Source organism: Novosphingobium clariflavum (genome assembly GCF_026420865.1).
Lineage (GTDB): Bacteria > Pseudomonadota > Alphaproteobacteria > Sphingomonadales > Sphingomonadaceae > Novosphingobium > Novosphingobium clariflavum.
Genome location: NZ_JAPCWC010000002.1, coordinates 1 through 17,084, shown reverse-complemented (window position 1 = coordinate 17,084; position 17,084 = coordinate 1). Strand labels below are relative to the sequence as shown.

Annotated in this window: 17 protein-coding genes; 7 read left to right on the top strand and 10 right to left on the bottom strand. The window is 65.7% G+C overall.

The genetic code is table 11. The features are described 5' to 3' along the window. The first annotated feature begins 90 nt into the window (after positions 1-90). The 3 genes from OKA11_RS02335 (at position 91) to OKA11_RS02325 (ending at position 2,252) form a co-directional block, all read left to right on the top strand. Positions 91-822, top strand: coding sequence for a ComF family protein (locus OKA11_RS02335; RefSeq protein ID WP_267218645.1), 732 nt, complete (start codon positions 91-93; stop codon positions 820-822). Positions 823-1,193: 371 nt separating this feature from the next. Further along, positions 1,194-1,583 (top strand): phosphoribosyl-AMP cyclohydrolase, encoded by a 390-nt coding sequence (gene hisI / locus OKA11_RS02330; RefSeq protein WP_207078604.1) that lies wholly within the window; start codon positions 1,194-1,196, stop codon positions 1,581-1,583. A 408-nt stretch (positions 1,584-1,991) separates the two neighbouring features. Next, positions 1,992-2,252 carry a hypothetical protein gene (locus OKA11_RS02325; protein ID WP_267218643.1) on the top strand — a complete coding sequence of 87 codons (261 nt, stop codon included), beginning with the start codon at positions 1,992-1,994 and terminating at the stop codon, positions 2,250-2,252. A 59-nt stretch (positions 2,253-2,311) separates the two neighbouring features. On the opposite strand, the gene OKA11_RS02320 is transcribed toward OKA11_RS02325, so the two are convergent. The 6 genes from OKA11_RS02320 to tyrS all read right to left on the bottom strand — a co-directional run bounded on the left by OKA11_RS02320 (position 2,312) and on the right by tyrS (position 9,289). Further along, positions 2,312-3,049, bottom strand: a complete 738-nt coding sequence (locus tag OKA11_RS02320) for a dienelactone hydrolase family protein (RefSeq protein ID WP_267218641.1) — start codon at positions 3,047-3,049, stop codon at positions 2,312-2,314. Beyond that, positions 3,046-3,963 carry a cysteine synthase A gene (gene cysK, locus OKA11_RS02315; RefSeq protein ID WP_267218640.1) on the bottom strand — a complete coding sequence of 306 codons (918 nt, stop codon included), beginning with the start codon at positions 3,961-3,963 and terminating at the stop codon, positions 3,046-3,048. Before cysK ends, OKA11_RS02320 begins: the two co-directional genes overlap by 4 nt. After that, positions 3,960-5,276, bottom strand: coding sequence for an MFS transporter (locus tag OKA11_RS02310; RefSeq protein WP_379489385.1), 1,317 nt, complete (start codon positions 5,274-5,276; stop codon positions 3,960-3,962). The genes cysK and OKA11_RS02310 overlap by 4 nt, the downstream gene beginning before the upstream one ends. Positions 5,277-5,339: 63 nt before the next feature. Further along, positions 5,340-7,445, bottom strand: a complete 2,106-nt coding sequence (locus tag OKA11_RS02305) for a TonB-dependent receptor (protein WP_267218638.1) — start codon at positions 7,443-7,445, stop codon at positions 5,340-5,342. 154 nt (positions 7,446-7,599) lie between these two features. Continuing rightward, positions 7,600-7,938, bottom strand: coding sequence for a PilZ domain-containing protein (locus tag OKA11_RS02300; protein WP_267218637.1), 339 nt, complete (start codon positions 7,936-7,938; stop codon positions 7,600-7,602). A gap of 121 nt (positions 7,939-8,059) precedes the next feature. Continuing rightward, on the bottom strand, positions 8,060-9,289 hold the full coding sequence (gene tyrS / locus OKA11_RS02295; protein ID WP_267218636.1) for a tyrosine--tRNA ligase: 1,230 nt from the start codon (positions 9,287-9,289) through the stop codon (positions 8,060-8,062). Between the two features lie 145 nt (positions 9,290-9,434). Here tyrS and OKA11_RS02290 point away from each other — a divergent pair, with 145 nt between their 5' ends. Beyond that, positions 9,435-9,971, top strand: coding sequence for a DOMON-like domain-containing protein (locus tag OKA11_RS02290; RefSeq protein ID WP_267218635.1), 537 nt, complete (start codon positions 9,435-9,437; stop codon positions 9,969-9,971). Continuing rightward, positions 9,968-11,167 (top strand): exo-beta-N-acetylmuramidase NamZ family protein, encoded by a 1,200-nt coding sequence (locus OKA11_RS02285; RefSeq protein WP_267218634.1) that lies wholly within the window; start codon positions 9,968-9,970, stop codon positions 11,165-11,167. Before OKA11_RS02290 ends, OKA11_RS02285 begins: the two co-directional genes overlap by 4 nt. A gap of 187 nt (positions 11,168-11,354) precedes the next feature. On the opposite strand, the gene OKA11_RS02280 is transcribed toward OKA11_RS02285, so the two are convergent. Both OKA11_RS02280 and OKA11_RS02275 read right to left on the bottom strand, forming a co-directional pair. Beyond that, complete coding sequence (locus OKA11_RS02280; RefSeq protein WP_267218633.1) at positions 11,355-11,915, bottom strand: outer membrane beta-barrel protein; 561 nt, start codon at positions 11,913-11,915, stop codon at positions 11,355-11,357. Positions 11,916-12,109: 194 nt separating this feature from the next. Then, positions 12,110-13,291: a vWA domain-containing protein gene (locus tag OKA11_RS02275; protein ID WP_267218632.1), complete on the bottom strand. Its 1,182-nt coding sequence runs from the start codon at positions 13,289-13,291 to the stop codon at positions 12,110-12,112. A gap of 167 nt (positions 13,292-13,458) precedes the next feature. On the opposite strand from OKA11_RS02275, the gene OKA11_RS02270 reads away from it, so the two are divergent. Beyond that, a complete protein-coding gene (locus OKA11_RS02270; RefSeq protein WP_267218631.1) occupies positions 13,459-14,607 on the top strand; it encodes an aspartyl/asparaginyl beta-hydroxylase domain-containing protein in 1,149 nt (382 codons plus the stop codon). 74 nt (positions 14,608-14,681) lie between these two features. Here the strand turns inward: OKA11_RS02270 and OKA11_RS02265 are convergent, their stop codons facing one another. Both OKA11_RS02265 and OKA11_RS02260 read right to left on the bottom strand, forming a co-directional pair. Further along, positions 14,682-15,116: a GFA family protein gene (locus OKA11_RS02265; protein WP_267218630.1), complete on the bottom strand. Its 435-nt coding sequence runs from the start codon at positions 15,114-15,116 to the stop codon at positions 14,682-14,684. A gap of 4 nt (positions 15,117-15,120) precedes the next feature. After that, positions 15,121-15,966 (bottom strand): AAA family ATPase, encoded by an 846-nt coding sequence (locus OKA11_RS02260; protein WP_267218629.1) that lies wholly within the window; start codon positions 15,964-15,966, stop codon positions 15,121-15,123. A gap of 122 nt (positions 15,967-16,088) precedes the next feature. On the opposite strand from OKA11_RS02260, the gene OKA11_RS02255 reads away from it, so the two are divergent. After that, the coding region (locus tag OKA11_RS02255; protein WP_267218628.1) for a glycosyltransferase family 87 protein at positions 16,089-17,084 on the top strand (996 nt) is incomplete at its 3' end.

Here is a 17,084-nt window from a genome sequence, read left to right as displayed (position 1 = left end):
GTCCGGCGGCTTCGCGCAACCTTGCAGACGGCTCCATCGATGAACAGCTTGTAGCTTGCCGCGGCGGCCGGGCCGCCTAGAGTCGCCGCGATGGAGATTGGCAAGGCGCTTGCGCCGCTGTTGGACCTTGTATTCCCGCCGCGCTGCCCGCTGTGCGGCACCGCGATCGTTGCCCAGAACGGGCTCTGTCCGGCCTGCTGGCAGCAACTGGTGCTGCCCGGCGATCCCGGCTGCCGCACGTGTGCGAGGCCCTTCACGCAGAGCATACCGCAAGACGCGATGTGCGCGCCTTGCATGGCCGATCCGCCCCGTCATGACGGCATTGCCGCGGCCACGCTCTACAACGATGCCTCGCGGCGCCTGGTGCTGGCGCTCAAGCACGGGAACCGCATCGCGCTTTCGCAGATGATGGGCGGGCTGATCGCGGGCCGCATGCATGATGTCGATGCGGACTGGCTGGTGGTTCCGGTGCCGCTGCATCGCTGGCGGCTCTGGCGGCGCGGCTACAATCAGGCGGCGGAACTGGCCCGCGTCCTCGCCCGGCAGCGCGGTGCGCGACTAGGCGTCGCCGTGCTGGAGCGCCGCAAGGCCACGCCCTCGCTCGGCGGCCTGGGGCGCGCGGCGCGCCAGCGGGTGCTGTCGGGGGCGATCGCGGTATCACGGCGCCATCGTTCCGTGGTGAAAGGTGCGCGGATCGTGCTGGTCGACGATGTACTGACCAGCGGTGCGACCAGCGATGCCTGCGTGGTGGCGCTCAAGCGTGCCGGCGCCCGCGAAGTGGTGATCGGTTGCTTTGCCCGGGTTCTGGATGAGGTACTTTGACCTCAGGCGAATGAGGGCGTGGTAAAAACGAAAACGCCCGGAGCCAAAAAGGCTCCGGGCGTTCTCGTGACGAAACTCGTGAACCCCGCTATGCGGTTCGGCGGCCCCCCTGCAGGCCGCCTGGTCCGATCCCTCAATTCTTCCCTGAACCGTGGTGCCTGTTTCCTGATATTGCCTTGGCATTTCTGCCGGTGAGACATCTATCAGTCAGCGACCTAAGGTCGGAAGCAGCCCCCCAGCTGCAAGGCGACATTCCCAGCAAACGCGGGGGTTGAAAAGGGGCTTGAGCGCGTTACGGGGATTTTGGTGATCGGCTGTGGTTATCGTGCAACAACCATTTGGCCGTGACGTATCTGGGGAATATATCTGAAATGTCCGATACCGGTTCCGAGATTTCCAAGGCCGAGCGCGAGCAAGGTTCTGCTTTTCTTCCCAAGTTCGACGCGCAGGGGCTGGTGATCGGCATCGCGGTGGACGCCTTGACCCGGGAAATCCTGATGGTGGCGTTCATGGATGCCGAGGCGCTGGCGCGCACGCGTGAGACGGGCCTTGCCCATTTCCATTCGCGCTCGCGCGGGAAGCTGTGGCTGAAGGGGGAGACTTCCGGCCATGTGCTGCGGGTCGAGGAGATTCGAGTCGATTGCGACCAGGACGCGATCGAACTGCGGGTCCGGCCGGAAGGCCCTGCCTGCCATACCGGAGCGCGCAGCTGCTTCTACCGCCGACTCACCGATGAAGGACTCGAATCGGTAGAAGGCTGAAGGACTTGCGGGCTCCCTCCGGGCCCGCAAGGCACGCCGCGCAAGAAATGCATATAGAACAGCCTGTTTCAGGCTTATCTGTTCAATTCAGCATGTTAGGCTGAAATCATGAGGGCCTTCGATTGGCCCGATCCGACGGACGTATCGTCGCAACACGCTCGCATGCTGCACTGCGAAAGGGAAGGCTCCCGATCGGCAGTGGTGATTGGCGCGCGATCCCTACTGCCCTGCGATAATTGCAAAAACTGCTTTTCGACTGTCCCGTGACCGGTGTCTTGCCCCTTCACCGGCCGAGGGGAGACGCGTGCCTGCTTTCCGGAACCGGGCGCGGGTCGACTTGGGGCAGCGAAGGAGAGGTCGTCGGCCTGGAAAGGTCGTTCGGGGCGCAAAGAAGGAAGGGAAAACCTCATGATGCAACGTATAACCATTGCCGCTGCCGCCGTGGGCCTGCTGGCAGTCGCGCCAACCGCAGCCATGGCGGGGGAGAAGGCCGCTCAATCGACGCTGAGCGCGTCGAAGTTCAAGCTGGCTGCGCTGACCGGGGATTTCGGCAGGAGCAAAGGCTGGCAGGGCAGCCAGCACGGCAACAAGTGGGGCAACAGCGGCGACCACCGCCATGACGGGGATCATCGTCCTCCTGTCGGTGGAAACAAGTCCAACGGCTGCTGACAGGCCATGAGACGGACCGTGGCTGCCTCGCGGGGCAGCCACGGCCTATATTCCGGCGTTCAGTCCAGAACTTCGTCGAACAGCGAAAGCATCGCGGCCCAACTTTGACGGTCGGCACTGGCATCGTACCCCAGGGCGGCCATGCCTCGTTCGTCGCTGCCGCGGTCGGTGAAGCCGTGGCGCACGCCGGAATAGGCGTGGAAGTGCCAGTTGGCCCCGGCCTTGTCCATTTCCTCCCAGAAACCGATGACCTGCTCGCGCGGGACCAGCGGATCGGCATCGCCGTGGCAGACCAGGATGCGCGGGCGGATCGTGCCGGGTTCGGCGGGACGCGGCGTCGAGAGCGTGCCGTGGAAGCTGACCGCGGCAAGCAGGTCCTGGCCGCTACGCGCGGCTTCGAGAACCGCCTGACCGCCCATGCAGTAGCCGAGGCCGAGCATCGGCAGGTCCGATGCGTCGGGCCCCAACGCTTCCGACCCCAACGCTTCCGACAGAGTGCGCAGTGCCGCGATGGCGGCGGCGATGCGGCCCCGGTAATGGTCGTTGTCGGCGCGCAGTTTTTCCGCCAGCGGGAACGAGGCCTCGAAGCTGGCCACGGGTTCTCCGTAGAAATCGGCAATTAGCGTCAGATAACCGAGTTCGGCCAGCATCTTCGCGCGCCGTTCCATCGGCGCGTTGAAGTTGGCGATCGTCGGGAAGAGGATGACCGCCGCGCGGACATCGCCCGAGGGGCGGGCCAACCAGCCGGTCAGCTCCTGACCGGCGTGGCTGTAGGCAATGGCTTCCATCCCGCTCATTCCGGCAGGAAGTCCGGCACCGAGAGGTAACGCTCGCCGGTGTCGTAGTTGAAGCCGAGCACGCGCGAGCCTTCCGGCAGCGAGGGCAGCTTCTGGGCGATGGCGGCCAGCGTTGCGCCCGAACTGATGCCGACCAGCATGCCTTCCTCGGTCGCGCAGCGGCGCGCCCATTCCTTGGCATCGGCCGGATCGACCTGGATGGCGCCGTCGATCGACTGGGTATGCAGGTTGCCGGGGATGAAGCCGGCGCCGATGCCCTGGATCGGGTGCGGGCCTGGCTGGCCGCCGGAAATCACCGGCGAAAGCGTCGGCTCGACGGCATAGGCCTTGAGTGCGGGCCAGGTAGCCTTGAGCGCCTCGGCGCAGCCCGTGAGATGACCGCCGGTGCCGACGCCGGTGATCAGCACGTCGACCGGGGTTTCGGCGAAGTCCGCGAGGATTTCCTGCGCGGTCGTCTTCACGTGAACGGCGACGTTGGCCGGGTTGTCGAACTGCTGCGGCATCCACGAGCCGGGGGTTTCGGCGATGAGCTCGCGCGCGCGCTCGATCGCGCCCTTCATGCCCTTTTCGCGCGGCGTCAGGTCGAAGCTGGCGCCATAGGCCAGCATCAGGCGGCGGCGCTCGATCGACATCGATTCGGGCATGACGAGGACCAGCTTGTAGCCCTTGACCGCCGCGACCATGGCAAGGCCGATGCCGGTGTTGCCCGAGGTCGGCTCGATGATGGTGCCGCCCGGCTTCAGGGTGCCGTCGGCCTCGGCAGCCTCGATCATGGCGAGGGCGATGCGGTCCTTGATCGAACCGCCCGGATTGCCGCGCTCCGCCTTGATCCAGACCTCATGGTCCGGGAACAGGCGCGAGAGGCGGATATGCGGGGTATTGCCGATGGTGGCGAGGATGCTGTCGGCCTTCATTGCTCTTGCTCCCAACGTGGTGCGAAGGTTCGGGCCCGGCGGATCTCGGGGAAGCCCCAGGCCCAGATTGCGGTGATGACTATGGCAGCGGTGCCGCCGAAGACAACTGCGCCGGTTGCACCCAGAAGTGCGGCGGCGACACCTGACTGCATCTCGCCAAGCTCGTTCGAGGCGGAGATGGCGAGCCCGGAAATGGCGGAAACGCGCCCGCGCTTGTCATCGGGCGTGCGCAGCTGGACCAGCGAACTGCGGATGAACACCGAGATCATGTCCGCCGCGCCGATCAGCGCAAGGAAGCCCAGCGAGACGACGAAGCTGCGCGACAGGCCGAAGCCCAGCGTCATCGCGCCGTAGGCGGCGACCGACACGAGCATCTTGACGCCGACGTTCCTTGCCAGCGGGCGGAACGAGAGCCAGAGCGCCACCACGGCGGCGCCGGCGGCCGTCGCCGCGCGCATCTGGCCAAGGCCTTCGGGGCCGACATGGAGGATGTCGCGCGCAAACACGGGCATCAGCGCGGTGGCCCCGCCCAGCAGCACCGCGAAGAGATCCAGCGTGATGCAGCCGAGCAGGAAACGCTCGCTCCAGATGAAGTGGAAGCCATCGACGATCTGGCGCAGCGGGTGCGCCTTGCGTGCGTCCACGGGCACCGGCGGAATGTTGCGGATCGCCAGGATGTTGAGAGCGGCCAGCGCCATGAGCGCGGCCGCGACCCAGTAGGGGGAGGCGTGGTGGCTGGCGAAGAGGAAGCCGAAGGCTGCAGGGCCGACGATCGTACCCGCCTGCATGGCGATCGAGTTGAAGCCGATCGCGCGGGGGATCAGGCTGCTCGGCACGATGTTGGGGGCAATCGCGCTCATCGAGGGGGCGACAAAGACGCGCACGGCGCCGTGTACCGCGGCAAAGATGTAGAGCGCGGGCAGGCTGCGCCAGTCGAGCGTGGTGGTGATGCCGAGGCCGAGCGCGACGAGGATGTCGATGCCCATGGCCAGGCCGGCCACCCGGCGCCGGTCGAACCGGTCGGCGATGACGCCGGAGATCGGGGTCAGCAGGAAGATCGGCAGGAACTGCGCGAAACCGAGCAGGCCGAGCTGGAACGAGGCCTGGGTGATCGACATGCCATAGTCGCTGCGGGCGACGTCATAGAGTTGATAGCCGATGATGACGACCATGCCGGTCGAGGCCAGTACCTGGAAGAACCGGGCAAGCCAGAACTTGCGATAATCGGCGATGCGCAGCGGGGATGTTGGAGATGATGGCGGCTGCGCTGGGGCGCCTGCAGGGGAAGAGGGCGTATTCACGTCGGGCTGCATGGCAGCATGACCGGCGCTTGCCAAGTCATGCTGCCATGGGGTGTCGATAGGTTATGTTTGGGATCAATAAGTAAACCGCGCGGTGAGGCGCACGTCGCGGCCGGCGATCGGCACGAAGTCGCGCGTTTCCGAGGCGGCGAGACGGCCGCTCGCGTCGAGCAGGTTGTCGGCGGCGAGGATCAGCGAGAGCGGGCCGTCCTGGCCCATCGGACGCCAGGTGGCGCTGAGGTTGACGAGCGTGAAGGCGCTGGTCGGGTTCTCGTTCTCGGTCACGCGGTCCTGCTTGGCGTTCCATTCCACTTCGCCGCGCAGGGTGACGGCCGGCGAATCGAATTCGAGGCCGCCGCGCGTGCGCAGCGGGGGAATGCGGGGCACCGGGCCCATGTTGACCAGCTTGGCATGGGTATAGTCGACCCCGCCGTCGGCCTTGAGCGCGTTGTCGCCCCAGCGTGCGAAAGTCAGCGCGCCTTCCGCCTCGATGCCGCGGAAGCGGGCGGGGGCCTGGAGGTACTGGTAGACCGGGAAGTCCTCGATCACTTCGCCGGTCGGAACGGCGGTGATGAAGTTGTCGAAGTTGGTGCCGAACAGGGTGACCGAGCCGACAAAGGCGCCGCCGTTGTAGCGCAGACCCGCCTCGACGGTGTTGCTCTTTTCGACCGTGAAGTTCGGGTTGCCGCGTTCGTAGGACTGGGTGGCGTCATGCAGGCCGTCGACGAAGAGTTCCTCGGCCGAAGGTGCGCGTTCGCCGTGCGAGAAGTTGGCCGAGAAGGTCAGCGTGTCGGTGGCGTGCCAGGCGACACCGGCAACGGCGGCATACTGGTCGAAATCGCGGTGCTCGGTGGCCGGGATCGTGCGGATCTGCGTGTTCTCGTAGCGCAGCGCGCCTTCGAGGTCGAAGCGGCCGACTTCCAGCTGCTGCAGCGTGAAGACCGCAAAGCGGTTGGTGTTGTTGTCCGGCAGCAGGGCCTCGTCGCCGCTGATGTCGAGGCGCGAGGACGAGTACTGGACGCCGGTCGAGCCGCTCCAGATGCCGCGCTTGGCCTGGTCGGCCTGGAGGCGGACTTCCACGGCCTGATTGTGGAACTGGGTGCCGATGTCGCCATCCTCGATCTCGGCGTGCTCGTAGTCGCCATAAGCGCCGCGCACTTCTAGGCGCTTGAGGAAGCCGGTGAGGTTGAGCCCGGCGCGCAAGTCGACGCGGGTCTGGCGCAGCGAGATGCTGGTGGCCTCGGGATCGGTCGAGGGACGCGGCGGGATGCCGTAGTCGGTGGCGAGGCGCTGCACCGAGACGCCGATGTCGCCGCCGTCGTCGATGAAGGCAAGGCCGCCGCCGTAGCTCCATCCCTCGGTGCCGCTGTTGGCGATCTTGCCCTTGGCGTTGGCCTGCTCGGTGAGCGTGGCGGCGCCGGTCAGGTCGCCCGCGGCGGCAAGGTCGCTCGCCTGGGTCAGCGTTTCGGCGCGCAGTTCGGGCGAGAGCACGTGGCCGCCGACGTGGAGGTCATCGCTGTGGTAGTAGGATGCGTCGAAGTGGGCGACGAGGCGGCTGGCAAGGCGCACGTTGGTGGCGATGCCGCCGTTCACCATGTCGGCGGCGGTGCCGAAGGACCCGAGCGCGTCGACGGTGAAGGCCTTGTCCGGCACGCTGCGCGGAATGCGCTTGTCCACCGCATTGACGGCGCCGCCCGAGGGATCGCTGGCGTAAAGCAGGACGCGGGGGCCGTGGAGCACTTCGACACGCTCGACATTGAGCGTGTCGAGCGAGACGGCGTGGTCGGCCGACACCGAGGAGGCATCGAGCGAGCCGATGCCGTCCAGCAGGACCTGCACGCGCGGACCGTCGAAACCGCGCAGGACCGGGCGCGACACACCCGGCGCGAAGCCGGTGCTGGAGACGCCAGGCAGGCTTGCCAGCATTTCACCGATCTGCGGCTTGATGTCGCGGGTCAGTGCCTCGCCGGTCAGCACCACGGGGGCGCTGATCGGATCGGCATTGCCCGAGATCACACGGCCGGTGACGATGATTTCCGGCCCGTTTTCCTGCGGATGGGCGCTGTCGGCAGTCGCGGCGGCGTCAGCAGCAAATGCGGCCCCCGGTGCGGCAAGCAGGGCGGTGGTGGCAAGGGCGCCGGCAGATGCCAGCAGGGCGATTCGGGCTTGGGGCGTCTTCATGGCGCCTGGGCTAGTGGTGATGTTATACTGTATCAAGAGGTAATCGCAGCATGACGTAAAATTCATGTTGCAGTGCGGTGAAGGTGCCACGCAAGAAAGCCGCCCGGAGCGGAACCGGGCGGCTTTCTTGTGCAATGCCAATGGCTGGAAGGTATTACCGGCGCGGGCGGAGGCGCGGATTGGGCTGCGTGGCGTCGACCAGCTTGAGGAAGTCATCGATGCGGATGATCCGCTCGAACTGGAAGCCGGAGCGGCCTTCGTGCGACCAGATCAGGTGGGCTTCGATCCGTCCCACCACGGGCAGGCGCATCACCAGCCGTTCCCCGCGATCAAGCGCAAGCTCGCCCTTGCACATGAAGCCCTGGGCGGAAAAGTTGACGATATGCAGGTGGACATCGCCCATTTGGCGATGCTCGGCGATCAGCTTGTGATCGACAGGGTGGCGGGTTGCCCGCCGCTTGTCGGTTACAGAGAGCTGGGCTCCTGCACTCATGGTCTTGTCCGCCTATTGGTTGTCGCCGTGAAACGGTACAGAGCATCAAAATGGCAAACAAACGGTAAACTTCCGGCAGGATTTTGCCGCCTGCCGGAAGTAATACATTGATGTGGCTCTTTCAGGCGCCGCGCAGGATCGCGTGCTTCTTCTTGCCGAGGCTCAGCTTTCGGGTTTCGCCGGAGGCCACTTCGATCAGGAAGCCGGGATCATCCATGGTGACATCGTCCAGTTTCACGGCGCCTTCACCGATCTTGCGCTTGGCCTCGCCGTTGGAGGCGGTGAAGCCGAGTTCGGTGAGCGCCGCGCCGAGGCGAACGCCTTCGCCGGTGACGTCGAGCGTCGGCAGGTCCTGACCGAGACCGCCGCCCGCGAACGTCGCTTTGGCGGTGGCTTCGGCGGCGACGGCAGCATCCTCGCCGCGGCACAGCCGGGTCACTTCGTTGGCCAGCATGACCTTGGCATCATTGATCGCGGCGCCTTCAAGCGCTTCGAGGCGGGCGATCTCGTCCAGCGGCAGGTCGGTGAACAGGCGCAGGAACTTGCCGACGTCGCGGTCGTCGCAGTTGCGCCAGTATTGCCAGAAGTCATAGCTCGGCAGCATCTCCTCGTTGAGCCAGACCGCGCCGGAGGCGCTCTTGCCCATCTTGGCGCCGTCCGCGGTGGTGAGCAGCGGCGTGGTCAGGCCGAACACTTCCTTGCCGTCCATGCGGCGGGTCAGTTCGATGCCGTTGACGATGTTGCCCCACTGGTCGGAGCCGCCCATCTGCAGGCGCACCTGCTTTTCCTTGCAGAGGTGACGGAAGTCGTAGCCCTGCAGGATCATGTAGTTGAATTCGAGGAAGGTCATCGGCTGCTCGCGCTCGAGGCGCAGCTTGACCGAATCGAACGAGAGCATGCGGTTGACCGTGAAGTGCGTGCCCACTTCCTGGAGCAGCTGGATGTAGCCGAGCTGGCCCAGCCAGTCCTGGTTGTTCACCATGACCGCGTCGGTCGGGCCGTCGCCGAACTTCAGGAGGCGCGAGAAGATCGAGAAGATGCCCTTGATGTTGGTCTCGATCGTCTCGTCGGACAGCATCTTGCGGCTTTCGTCGCGCCCGGTCGGGTCGCCGATGCGGGTGGTGCCGCCGCCCATCAGCACGATCGGCTTGTGACCGGTCTGCTGGAGACGGCGCAGCATCATGATCTGCACGAGACTGCCGATGTGCAGCGACGCGGCGGTCGCGTCGAAGCCGATATAGCCCGGCACGACCTGCTTCTCTGCGAGAGCGTCGAGGCCCTCGGCATCCGTCGTCTGGTGGATGTAGCCGCGTTCTTCGAGGACGCGGAGCAGGGAAGATTTGTAGGTCATGACCGTGCTTCTTGTTTATGGGAGCGGGGCGCCTAGCATGGGGGGCGCAGGATATGAAGCAATTGGTCGCGTTCGTGGTGATATCCGGCCGAAACCGGTCCGGTGGCAATTGCCAGCATGACCCGCGCGGCTCTACGCAGGGGCCATGTCCGACCTGATCTGCCACCCCGCCCATCCGCCCGTCCTTGTCCGTTCGATGGAGGCCCGCGTGATCGGCCTCGACCAAAGCTGGCTGCGTGTGCGCTGGCGGATCCTGGGCGCGGGCAAGCTGGTGGTTCCCGCCTTTGCGGGCAAGGGCCGGGCCGACGGGCTCTGGAACACCACCTGTTTCGAGCTTTTCCTCCAGCCCCCCGGTGGGCAGCCTTATGTCGAGATCAACCTCTCGCCGTCCGAGCGCTGGAATGCCTATGACTTTACCGCGCGCCGGGAGGGCATGAGCGAGCGGCCGATGCCGCGTGAACCCGAATGCACGATGCGCAAGGGCTCCGACATCGCCATCTTCGATGCCGCCATTCCCGCCGCCGGCCTGCCGGATCTGCCGCTCGCCATGGGCTTCACGGCCGTGATCGAGGAAGAGGGCGGCGTGCGCAGCTTCTGGGCGCTTTCCCACAGCGGCGAGGCGCCTGACTTCCACGATCCGGCTTGCTTCACGCTGGCGCTTGCGGCACCCACCGCGTCATGAAATTCGGTATCGATCGCCTGCTGGCGGACCCTGAACTGCGCAAGCCCCTCGAAGGTCGCCGCGTCGCGCTTGTCGCCCATCCCGCTTCGGTGACGGAAGACCTCGTCCATTCGCTTGACGCGCTGATCGCGGCCGGGGTGAACGTGACGAGCGCCTTCGGCCCCCAGCACGGCCTCAAGGGCGACAAGCAGGACAACATGGTCGAGACCATGGACGAGCTGGACCCGACCTATGGCATCCCCGTCTACAGCCTCTACGGCGAAGTGCGGCGTCCCAGCGCGGCGATGATGGACAGTGCCGACGTGTTCCTGTTCGACCTCCAGGACCTTGGCTGCCGCATCTACACGTTCGTCACCACGCTGCTTTATCTGCTGGAAGCGGCGCAGGAGCAGGGCAAGAGCGTCTGGGTGCTGGACCGTCCCAATCCCGCCGGTCGTCCGGTCGAAGGGCTGACGCTGCTGCCGGGGCAGGAGAGCTTTGTCGGTGCCGGACCGATGCCGATGCGCCACGGCCTGACGCTGGGCGAGATGGGGCACTGGTTCATCCGCCATTTCAAGCTCGACGTCGATTACCGGGTGATCGCGATGGACGGGTGGGAGCCGGAAGGCCCCGGATTCGGCTGGCCGCTTGACCGCGTGTGGATCAACCCCAGTCCCAATGCCGCCAATCTCAACATGGCCCGAGCCTATGCCGGGACGGTGATGATCGAGGGGGCGACGGTTTCCGAAGGACGCGGCACCACGCGTCCGCTCGAAGTGCTGTTCGGCGCCCCCGATCTCGACGCCAAGGCGGTTCTGGCCGAGATGCAGCGCTTTGCGCCCGAATGGCTGGCGGGCTGCGCCTTGCGCGAATGCTGGTTCGAACCGACGTTCCACAAGCATGCCAGGAGCTTGTGCAGTGGCCTGATGATCCATGCCGAGGGCCCGTTCTACGATCACCACGCCTTCCGGCCCTGGCGGCTTCAGGCACTGGCATTCAAGGCGATCCGGCGCCTCTACCCCGACTATCCGATCTGGCGCGACTTCCCTTACGAGTACGAGTTCACGCGGCTCGCGATCGACGTCATCAACGGCGGTCCGGGGCTGCGGGAGTGGGTCGACAATCCCGATGCGCTGCCTGGCGATCTGGAGGCGGCGGCCGGAGCGGACGAAGCCGCGTGGAAGGCCGAAGTCGCCGATCTGCTGCTCTATCGCTGAACAGGATGGCTCAGGGCTTCACCGAAGTGGCGAAGCCCTGAGGTTTCAGCGTAATTCGCGTTTCGCGAAATTCCAGACGGGCTCTTGGAGCAGTTTCCGATCTGACTGCATCGGACCAACTGCTCCAAGGTTTTGGTTTTACGCGTTTTCCGAGTCATCAGGTGATTCCACCTGATTAGAAAACGCTTTAGAAGCGGATGCCGCCGGTCAGCACGGCGTGGCGGCGCTGGAAGTTGATGCCTTCGAAGCTGCCGAGGTCGGCGTAGTTGATTTCCACGCCGACATAGGCCTTGCTCGACAGATTGTAGTCGAGACCGATGCCGCCCATGACGCCGTCGAGCGTTTCGGTGCCGGAATCGCCTTCATAGGTCGCCTTCAGCTTCATGCGGTCGTAGCCGAGCTTGCAGTAAAGCTGGAGGGCGGAGCCGAGGTTGATGCCGATGCGGCCGCCTGCGGCGAGGTTGCCGTCCGAACCCAGGCAATAGCCGCTCGCGCAGTCCTTCGAGCGGGCATAGTCGTAGTTCACGAAGGGCCCGACGGTGACCTTCGTGCTCACCGGAATGTCATAACCGATCTCGCCGCCAATCGAGACCGACTGCCCCAGTTTGTAGACGTCGTCGTCGCTGACGGTCGGGGTTTCCAGACCGACGCGGGCCTCGACGCGCAGCCCGGAAAGCCTGGCTTCGTCGGCGAGCGCCGGCTGGGCCAGAAGGGCTGCGGAGATGAGGCCGTACTTGATGAAACGCATAAATTCCCCCTGTTGGAGAAAGCGCACCCGCTTCTCCATGCATTTGATATCGTATTGGAATGATGTTGTTTTGCGTACCCGAGTGGGCGCTTAACGAAGGGGGTGAAAGTTCTCAATTGGCAAAGGCTATTACTTTTTTGAAATCGGTCGATACCGTCACTGCATTGTTTTGCGTTCGGGCCCGAGGCTGACCGTCACGCCTTCTTGCGCGACAGTTCCCGCATCGCCGCGTCGAGCCCGTCGAGCGTGAGCGGGAACATCGCCCCGCCCATCAGATCGCGGATCATGCGGGTGGAGCTGGAATAGCCCCACTGGCTTTCCGGCGTCGGGTTGAGCCACACGCTGGCTGGATAAGTCTGGGCAACGCGCTGCAGCCAGACCGCGCCGGCCTCCTCGTTCATGTGTTCGACCGAGCCGCCGGGATGGCTCACCTCGTAAGGGCTCATCGCCGCATCGCCCACGAAGATCACCTTGTAGTCGTGCCCGAACTTGTGGAGCAGGTCCCAGGTCGGGGTGCGCTGCGACCTGCGGCGGCGGTTGTCCTTCCACACGCCTTCGTAGAGACAGTTGTGGAAGTAGAAGAACTCCATGTTCTTGAACTCGGCGCTGGCGGCGCTGAACAGGTCCTCCATCATCGTGATGTAGGGATCCATCGAACCGCCGACGTCGAGGAAGAGCAGCACTTTCACCGCGTTGTGGCGCTCGGGACGCATGACCACGTCGAGCCAGCCCTGCTTGGCGGTGCCCCGGATCGTCTCGTCGAGATCGAGCTCGTCGGCCGCGCCTTCGCGGGCGAAGCGGCGCAGGCGCCGCAGCGCCACCTTGATGTTGCGCGTGCCCAGTTCGCGGGTGTTGTCGAGATTGGCGAACTCGCGCTTTTCCCAGACCTTGACCGCCCGCCCGTGCCGGCCTTCACCGCCGATGCGGATGCCCTCGGGGTTGTAGCCGGAATGCCCGAAGGGCGAGGTGCCGTTGGTGCCGATCCACTTGTTGCCGCCGGAATGGCGCTTTTCCTGTTCTTCGAGACGCTTCTTCAGCGTCTCCATGATCTCGTCCCAGGAACCCAGCGACCGGATCTGCTCCATCTCCTCCTGCGAGAAGTAGCGCTCTGCCACCTTGCGCAGCCAGTCCTCGGGAATGTCCACCGGCTGCTGGCCATAGTCGGTCAGCACGCCCTTGAAGACCTTCTGGAACACATGGTCGAAGCGGTCGAGCAGACCTTCGTCCTTCACGAAGGTTGCCCGGCTGAGGTAGTAGAACGCCTCGGGCGTGCGCTCGATCACCTCGCGGTCGAGCGCTTCGAGCAGCACCAGGTGTTCCTTGAGCGAGGCGCCGATGCCCGCGGCGCGCAGTTCCTCGACGAAGTTCAACAGCATGACGGTTCTCGCCGGTCAGCCGAACGACACAGGGAAGCAACGAGGCGGGCAGGGGCCGGGCAAGCGTTCATGCCCATCGCATAGCCTATCGCGCGGCGGGTGGGAAACGCCTGCCCGATGACCGGCGGGCGATTGAGAGGGCGCCGCGAAGCTTTATAGATCGCACCGTGCAACTTACCCCGAATCAGATCGCCCGCCTTCGTGAAGATGCCGTCCGCGCGCTGCAGCGCCGGGACGGCCCGGCCGCGCTTGCGGCGCTGGAGCCGCTGATGCAGCTTCCCGATCCGCCGCTGCTGTCGGCAGCGCAGGCCTATCTCTTCGCGGAAGACCCGCGCCAGGCGGATGCGGTGCTCGACAGGGTGCTGGCAGCCGACCCGCGCCATATCGGCGCCCTCCTGCTCAAGGGGGAGGCGCATGGCCAGATCGGCGACAGCCGGGCCGCCACGGCATTCTATCAGGCCGCTCTCGACACCGCCGCCCGGACGCCGAACGTGCCGCAGGGCCTGCAGGGTGCGCTTCAGCGTGCCAGAGAGGCTATTTCCGGCTTCGCTTCGCGTTACGAGGAAGAACTGCGCGGGCGGCTGGAGCAGGAAGGCATTCGCGGCGCGGCGATGAGCCCGAGGATCGCTGAGGCGCTCGACATCCTGACCGGGCGCAAGCAGGTCTTTGTCCAGCAGCCGCAGAGCTTCTACTTCCCCGGCCTGCCGCAGAACCAGTTTTACGAGCGCGAGGCATTTGACTGGGTTCCTGCGCTGGAAGCGCAAAGCGAGGTCATTCGCGCGGAACTGGAGGGCGTGCTGGGCGAGGACGATGCTTTCCGGCCTTATGTCGAATCCGAGCCGGGACGGCCTCCCAAGGCCAATGCCATGCTGGGCGATCCGCGCTGGGGCGCCCTGTATCTCTGGCGCGGCGGCGAGCCGGTGGCACGGCAGGCCGAGCGCTGCCCGCGCACGATGGCGGCGCTGGAAGCTGCGCCGATCCCGCGCATCGCCGGTCGTTCGCCGATGGCCCTGTTTTCGCGCCTCAAGCCCGGCATGCATATTCCTGCGCATACCGGTTTCCTCAATACCCGCCTGATCTGCCACTTGCCCTTGGTGGTGCCGCCGGGGTGCAGCCTGCGCGTGGGCAACGAGGTGCGTTCGTGGGAGCCCGGCAAGTTGCTGATCTTCGACGACAGCATCGAGCATGAGGCATGGAACCGCGGCGAGGACGACCGCGTCGTTCTGCTGTTCGAGATCTGGCGTCCGGAGATCAGCGAGCAGGATCGCGCCGCCCTGACGGTGATGTTCGAGTATATCTCGGCCTACGACGCCTGACCTGCATGGGTGTGGTGGCACCCGTCCGGCGCCCATTCGGCACTGGGCGACGCCAACCTTACCGGGGATCGGGCTTACCGGGGATCGACAGCAGGCGGCGGCGGGGGCTGGCGCGGCCACTGCTCCAGCGCGGGGTCGATCATGGCCCATTGCGGCGCATCCTCGGTCCAGATCGCGGCGTCGGGCTTGAGGCCGTGTCCGGCATCGAGCGCGCCGAGGCGCATGGTCTTGAGATGCGGGCGGGCCGAACTCTGCGCAAAGATCTGGGTGCCGCATCCGGGACAGAAGTGGAAGGTCAGTCTGTTGCCGCTGGCGGCCTGCCATGCCGAGGCGGCAAGATCGCCGCCGATGGCGACGTCCTCGGCCTTGAAGATCGCGTTGTTGGTGGGGCCGCCGGCGGCAAGCTGCTGGCATTGGCGGCACCAGCACTGGCGCGTGGCGACCGGTTCGCCCGCGATCGCGAGCGTGATGGCGCCGCAGACGCAGCCCCCGGTGTAAGGTGCGGTCATCGTGTCAGTTCCCCCGGCGCGCCATGAAGGCGAGCCTTTCGAACAGCATGACGTCCTGTTCGTTCTTGAGCAAGGCCCCGTGGAGCGGCGGGATCGCCTTGGTGGCATCCTGGTTCTGCAACACGTCGAGCGGCATGTCCTCGGCCAGCAGCAGCTTCAGCCAGTCGAGCAATTCGCTGGTGGAGGGCTTTTTCTTGAGCCCTGGCACTTCGCGCAGTTCGTAGAAGATCTCCATCGCGCGGGTGACCAGCGTCTTCTGGATGCCCGGGAAATGCACGTCGACGATGGCCTGCATCGTCTCGCGGTCGGGGAACTTAATGTAGTGGAAGAAGGAGCGGCGCAGGAAGGCGTCGGGCAGGTCCTTCTCGTTGTTCGAGGTGATGACGACGATCGGACGTTCGGCGGCGGCGACGTGCTCGCCGGTTTCGTAGACGTCGAAGGCCATGCGATCGAGTTCGGCAAGGAGGTCGTTGGGGAACTCGATGTCGGCCTTGTCGATCTCGTCGATCAGCAGCACCGGCAGGCGCGGGGAGGTGAAGGCTTCCCACAGCTTGCCCCGGCGGATGTAGTTGTTGATGTCATGGACCCGCGCATCGCCGAGCTGGCCGTCGCGCAGGCGGCCGACCGCGTCGTACTCGTAAAGGCCCTGATGTGCCTTGGTGGTGGACTTGACGTTCCAGGTGATCAGCGGGGCGCCGAGCGAGGCGGCGATCTGTTCGGCCAGCACGGTCTTGCCGGTGCCCGGCTCGCCTTTCACCAGCAGCGGACGGCGCAGCAGCACGGCCGCATTGACCGCGACCTTGAGGTCGTCCGTGGCGACGTAACTGCCGGTACCTTCGAAACGCTGCATCATCCATCCCTTAGCTGATCGCCTGATGGGTAGGTTTTGCCTCGCCGCATGGCAAGCGATCTGGCCCGGCTCTTATCGAAGGCATGGACTTCGCCGCCGGGGCGTTGCAAGCAGGCGCAAAATTGGGGCTGCTTATCTTGCGTGAAATGAACTGGCTGGGCGCGGGCCGGGTGCGGGGCTACCTGCGCCTGCTCGCCCTGCTCAATGCGGCGATGGTGATCTGGCTGCTGGCGACCGCGCACGGCGGGGTGGACGCCAATGGGTTCCTGCTCGGCAGCGACTTCATCAGTTTCTGGACCACGGGGCGGATGCTGATCTCCGGCGCCGACCCCTATGACGCGGCGGCGCATATTGCGGCGCAGCGGACCTTTTTTGCCTCGGCGAGCGGTTACACCGCGTTTTTCTATCCGCCCTCGTTCCTGGCGCTGTGCTGGCCGCTGGGCTGGCTGGGCTATTTCCCGGCATTGGCGGCATGGCTGCTGGCGACAGGCGCGCTCTATGTGGCGGCGGTGCGGGTGTGGTGGCGTGAACTGCCGGTCCTGGCGCGCCTCGGCATGCCGCTGTGGCTGCCGCTTCTGGCCTATCCGGCGATGGTGATCGTAGTGACCCATGGGCAGACCTCGTGGCTGGTCGCTGCCTTGCTGGGAACGGGGCTGCTTCTGGTCCGCCGCCAGCCCGTGCTGGCAGGCCTGTGCCTCGGTCTCGCGACGGTCAAACCGCAGTTCGGCCTGCTGGTGCCGCTGGCGCTCATCGCCTCGCGCGAATGGAAGGTGGTGCTGGTGGCCGCGATCACCGCGCTGCTGCTGGCGGGATTGTCGGCCTGGGCGTTCGGCCCACAGCTCTGGCTGGAGTGGTTGGCTGCGAGCGCGCGCGCTGAGGTCGCGATGGCTGACGGCGCCGTGGGTTTCGGCAAGATGACAAGCGTGTTTGCGGCGCTGCGCCTGCTTGGGGCGACGAACGTGGCCGCCTATGCCGTGCAGGCGCTGGTGGCAGCGATGGCCGCGACACTGGTCGTGATCCATGGCTGGCGCAGAGGGTGGCGGCCGGGGCTGGCGGCGCTGGTTCTGGCAGGAGCGCCGCTCGCAACGCCGTTCGTGCTCGACTACGACATGGTGCTG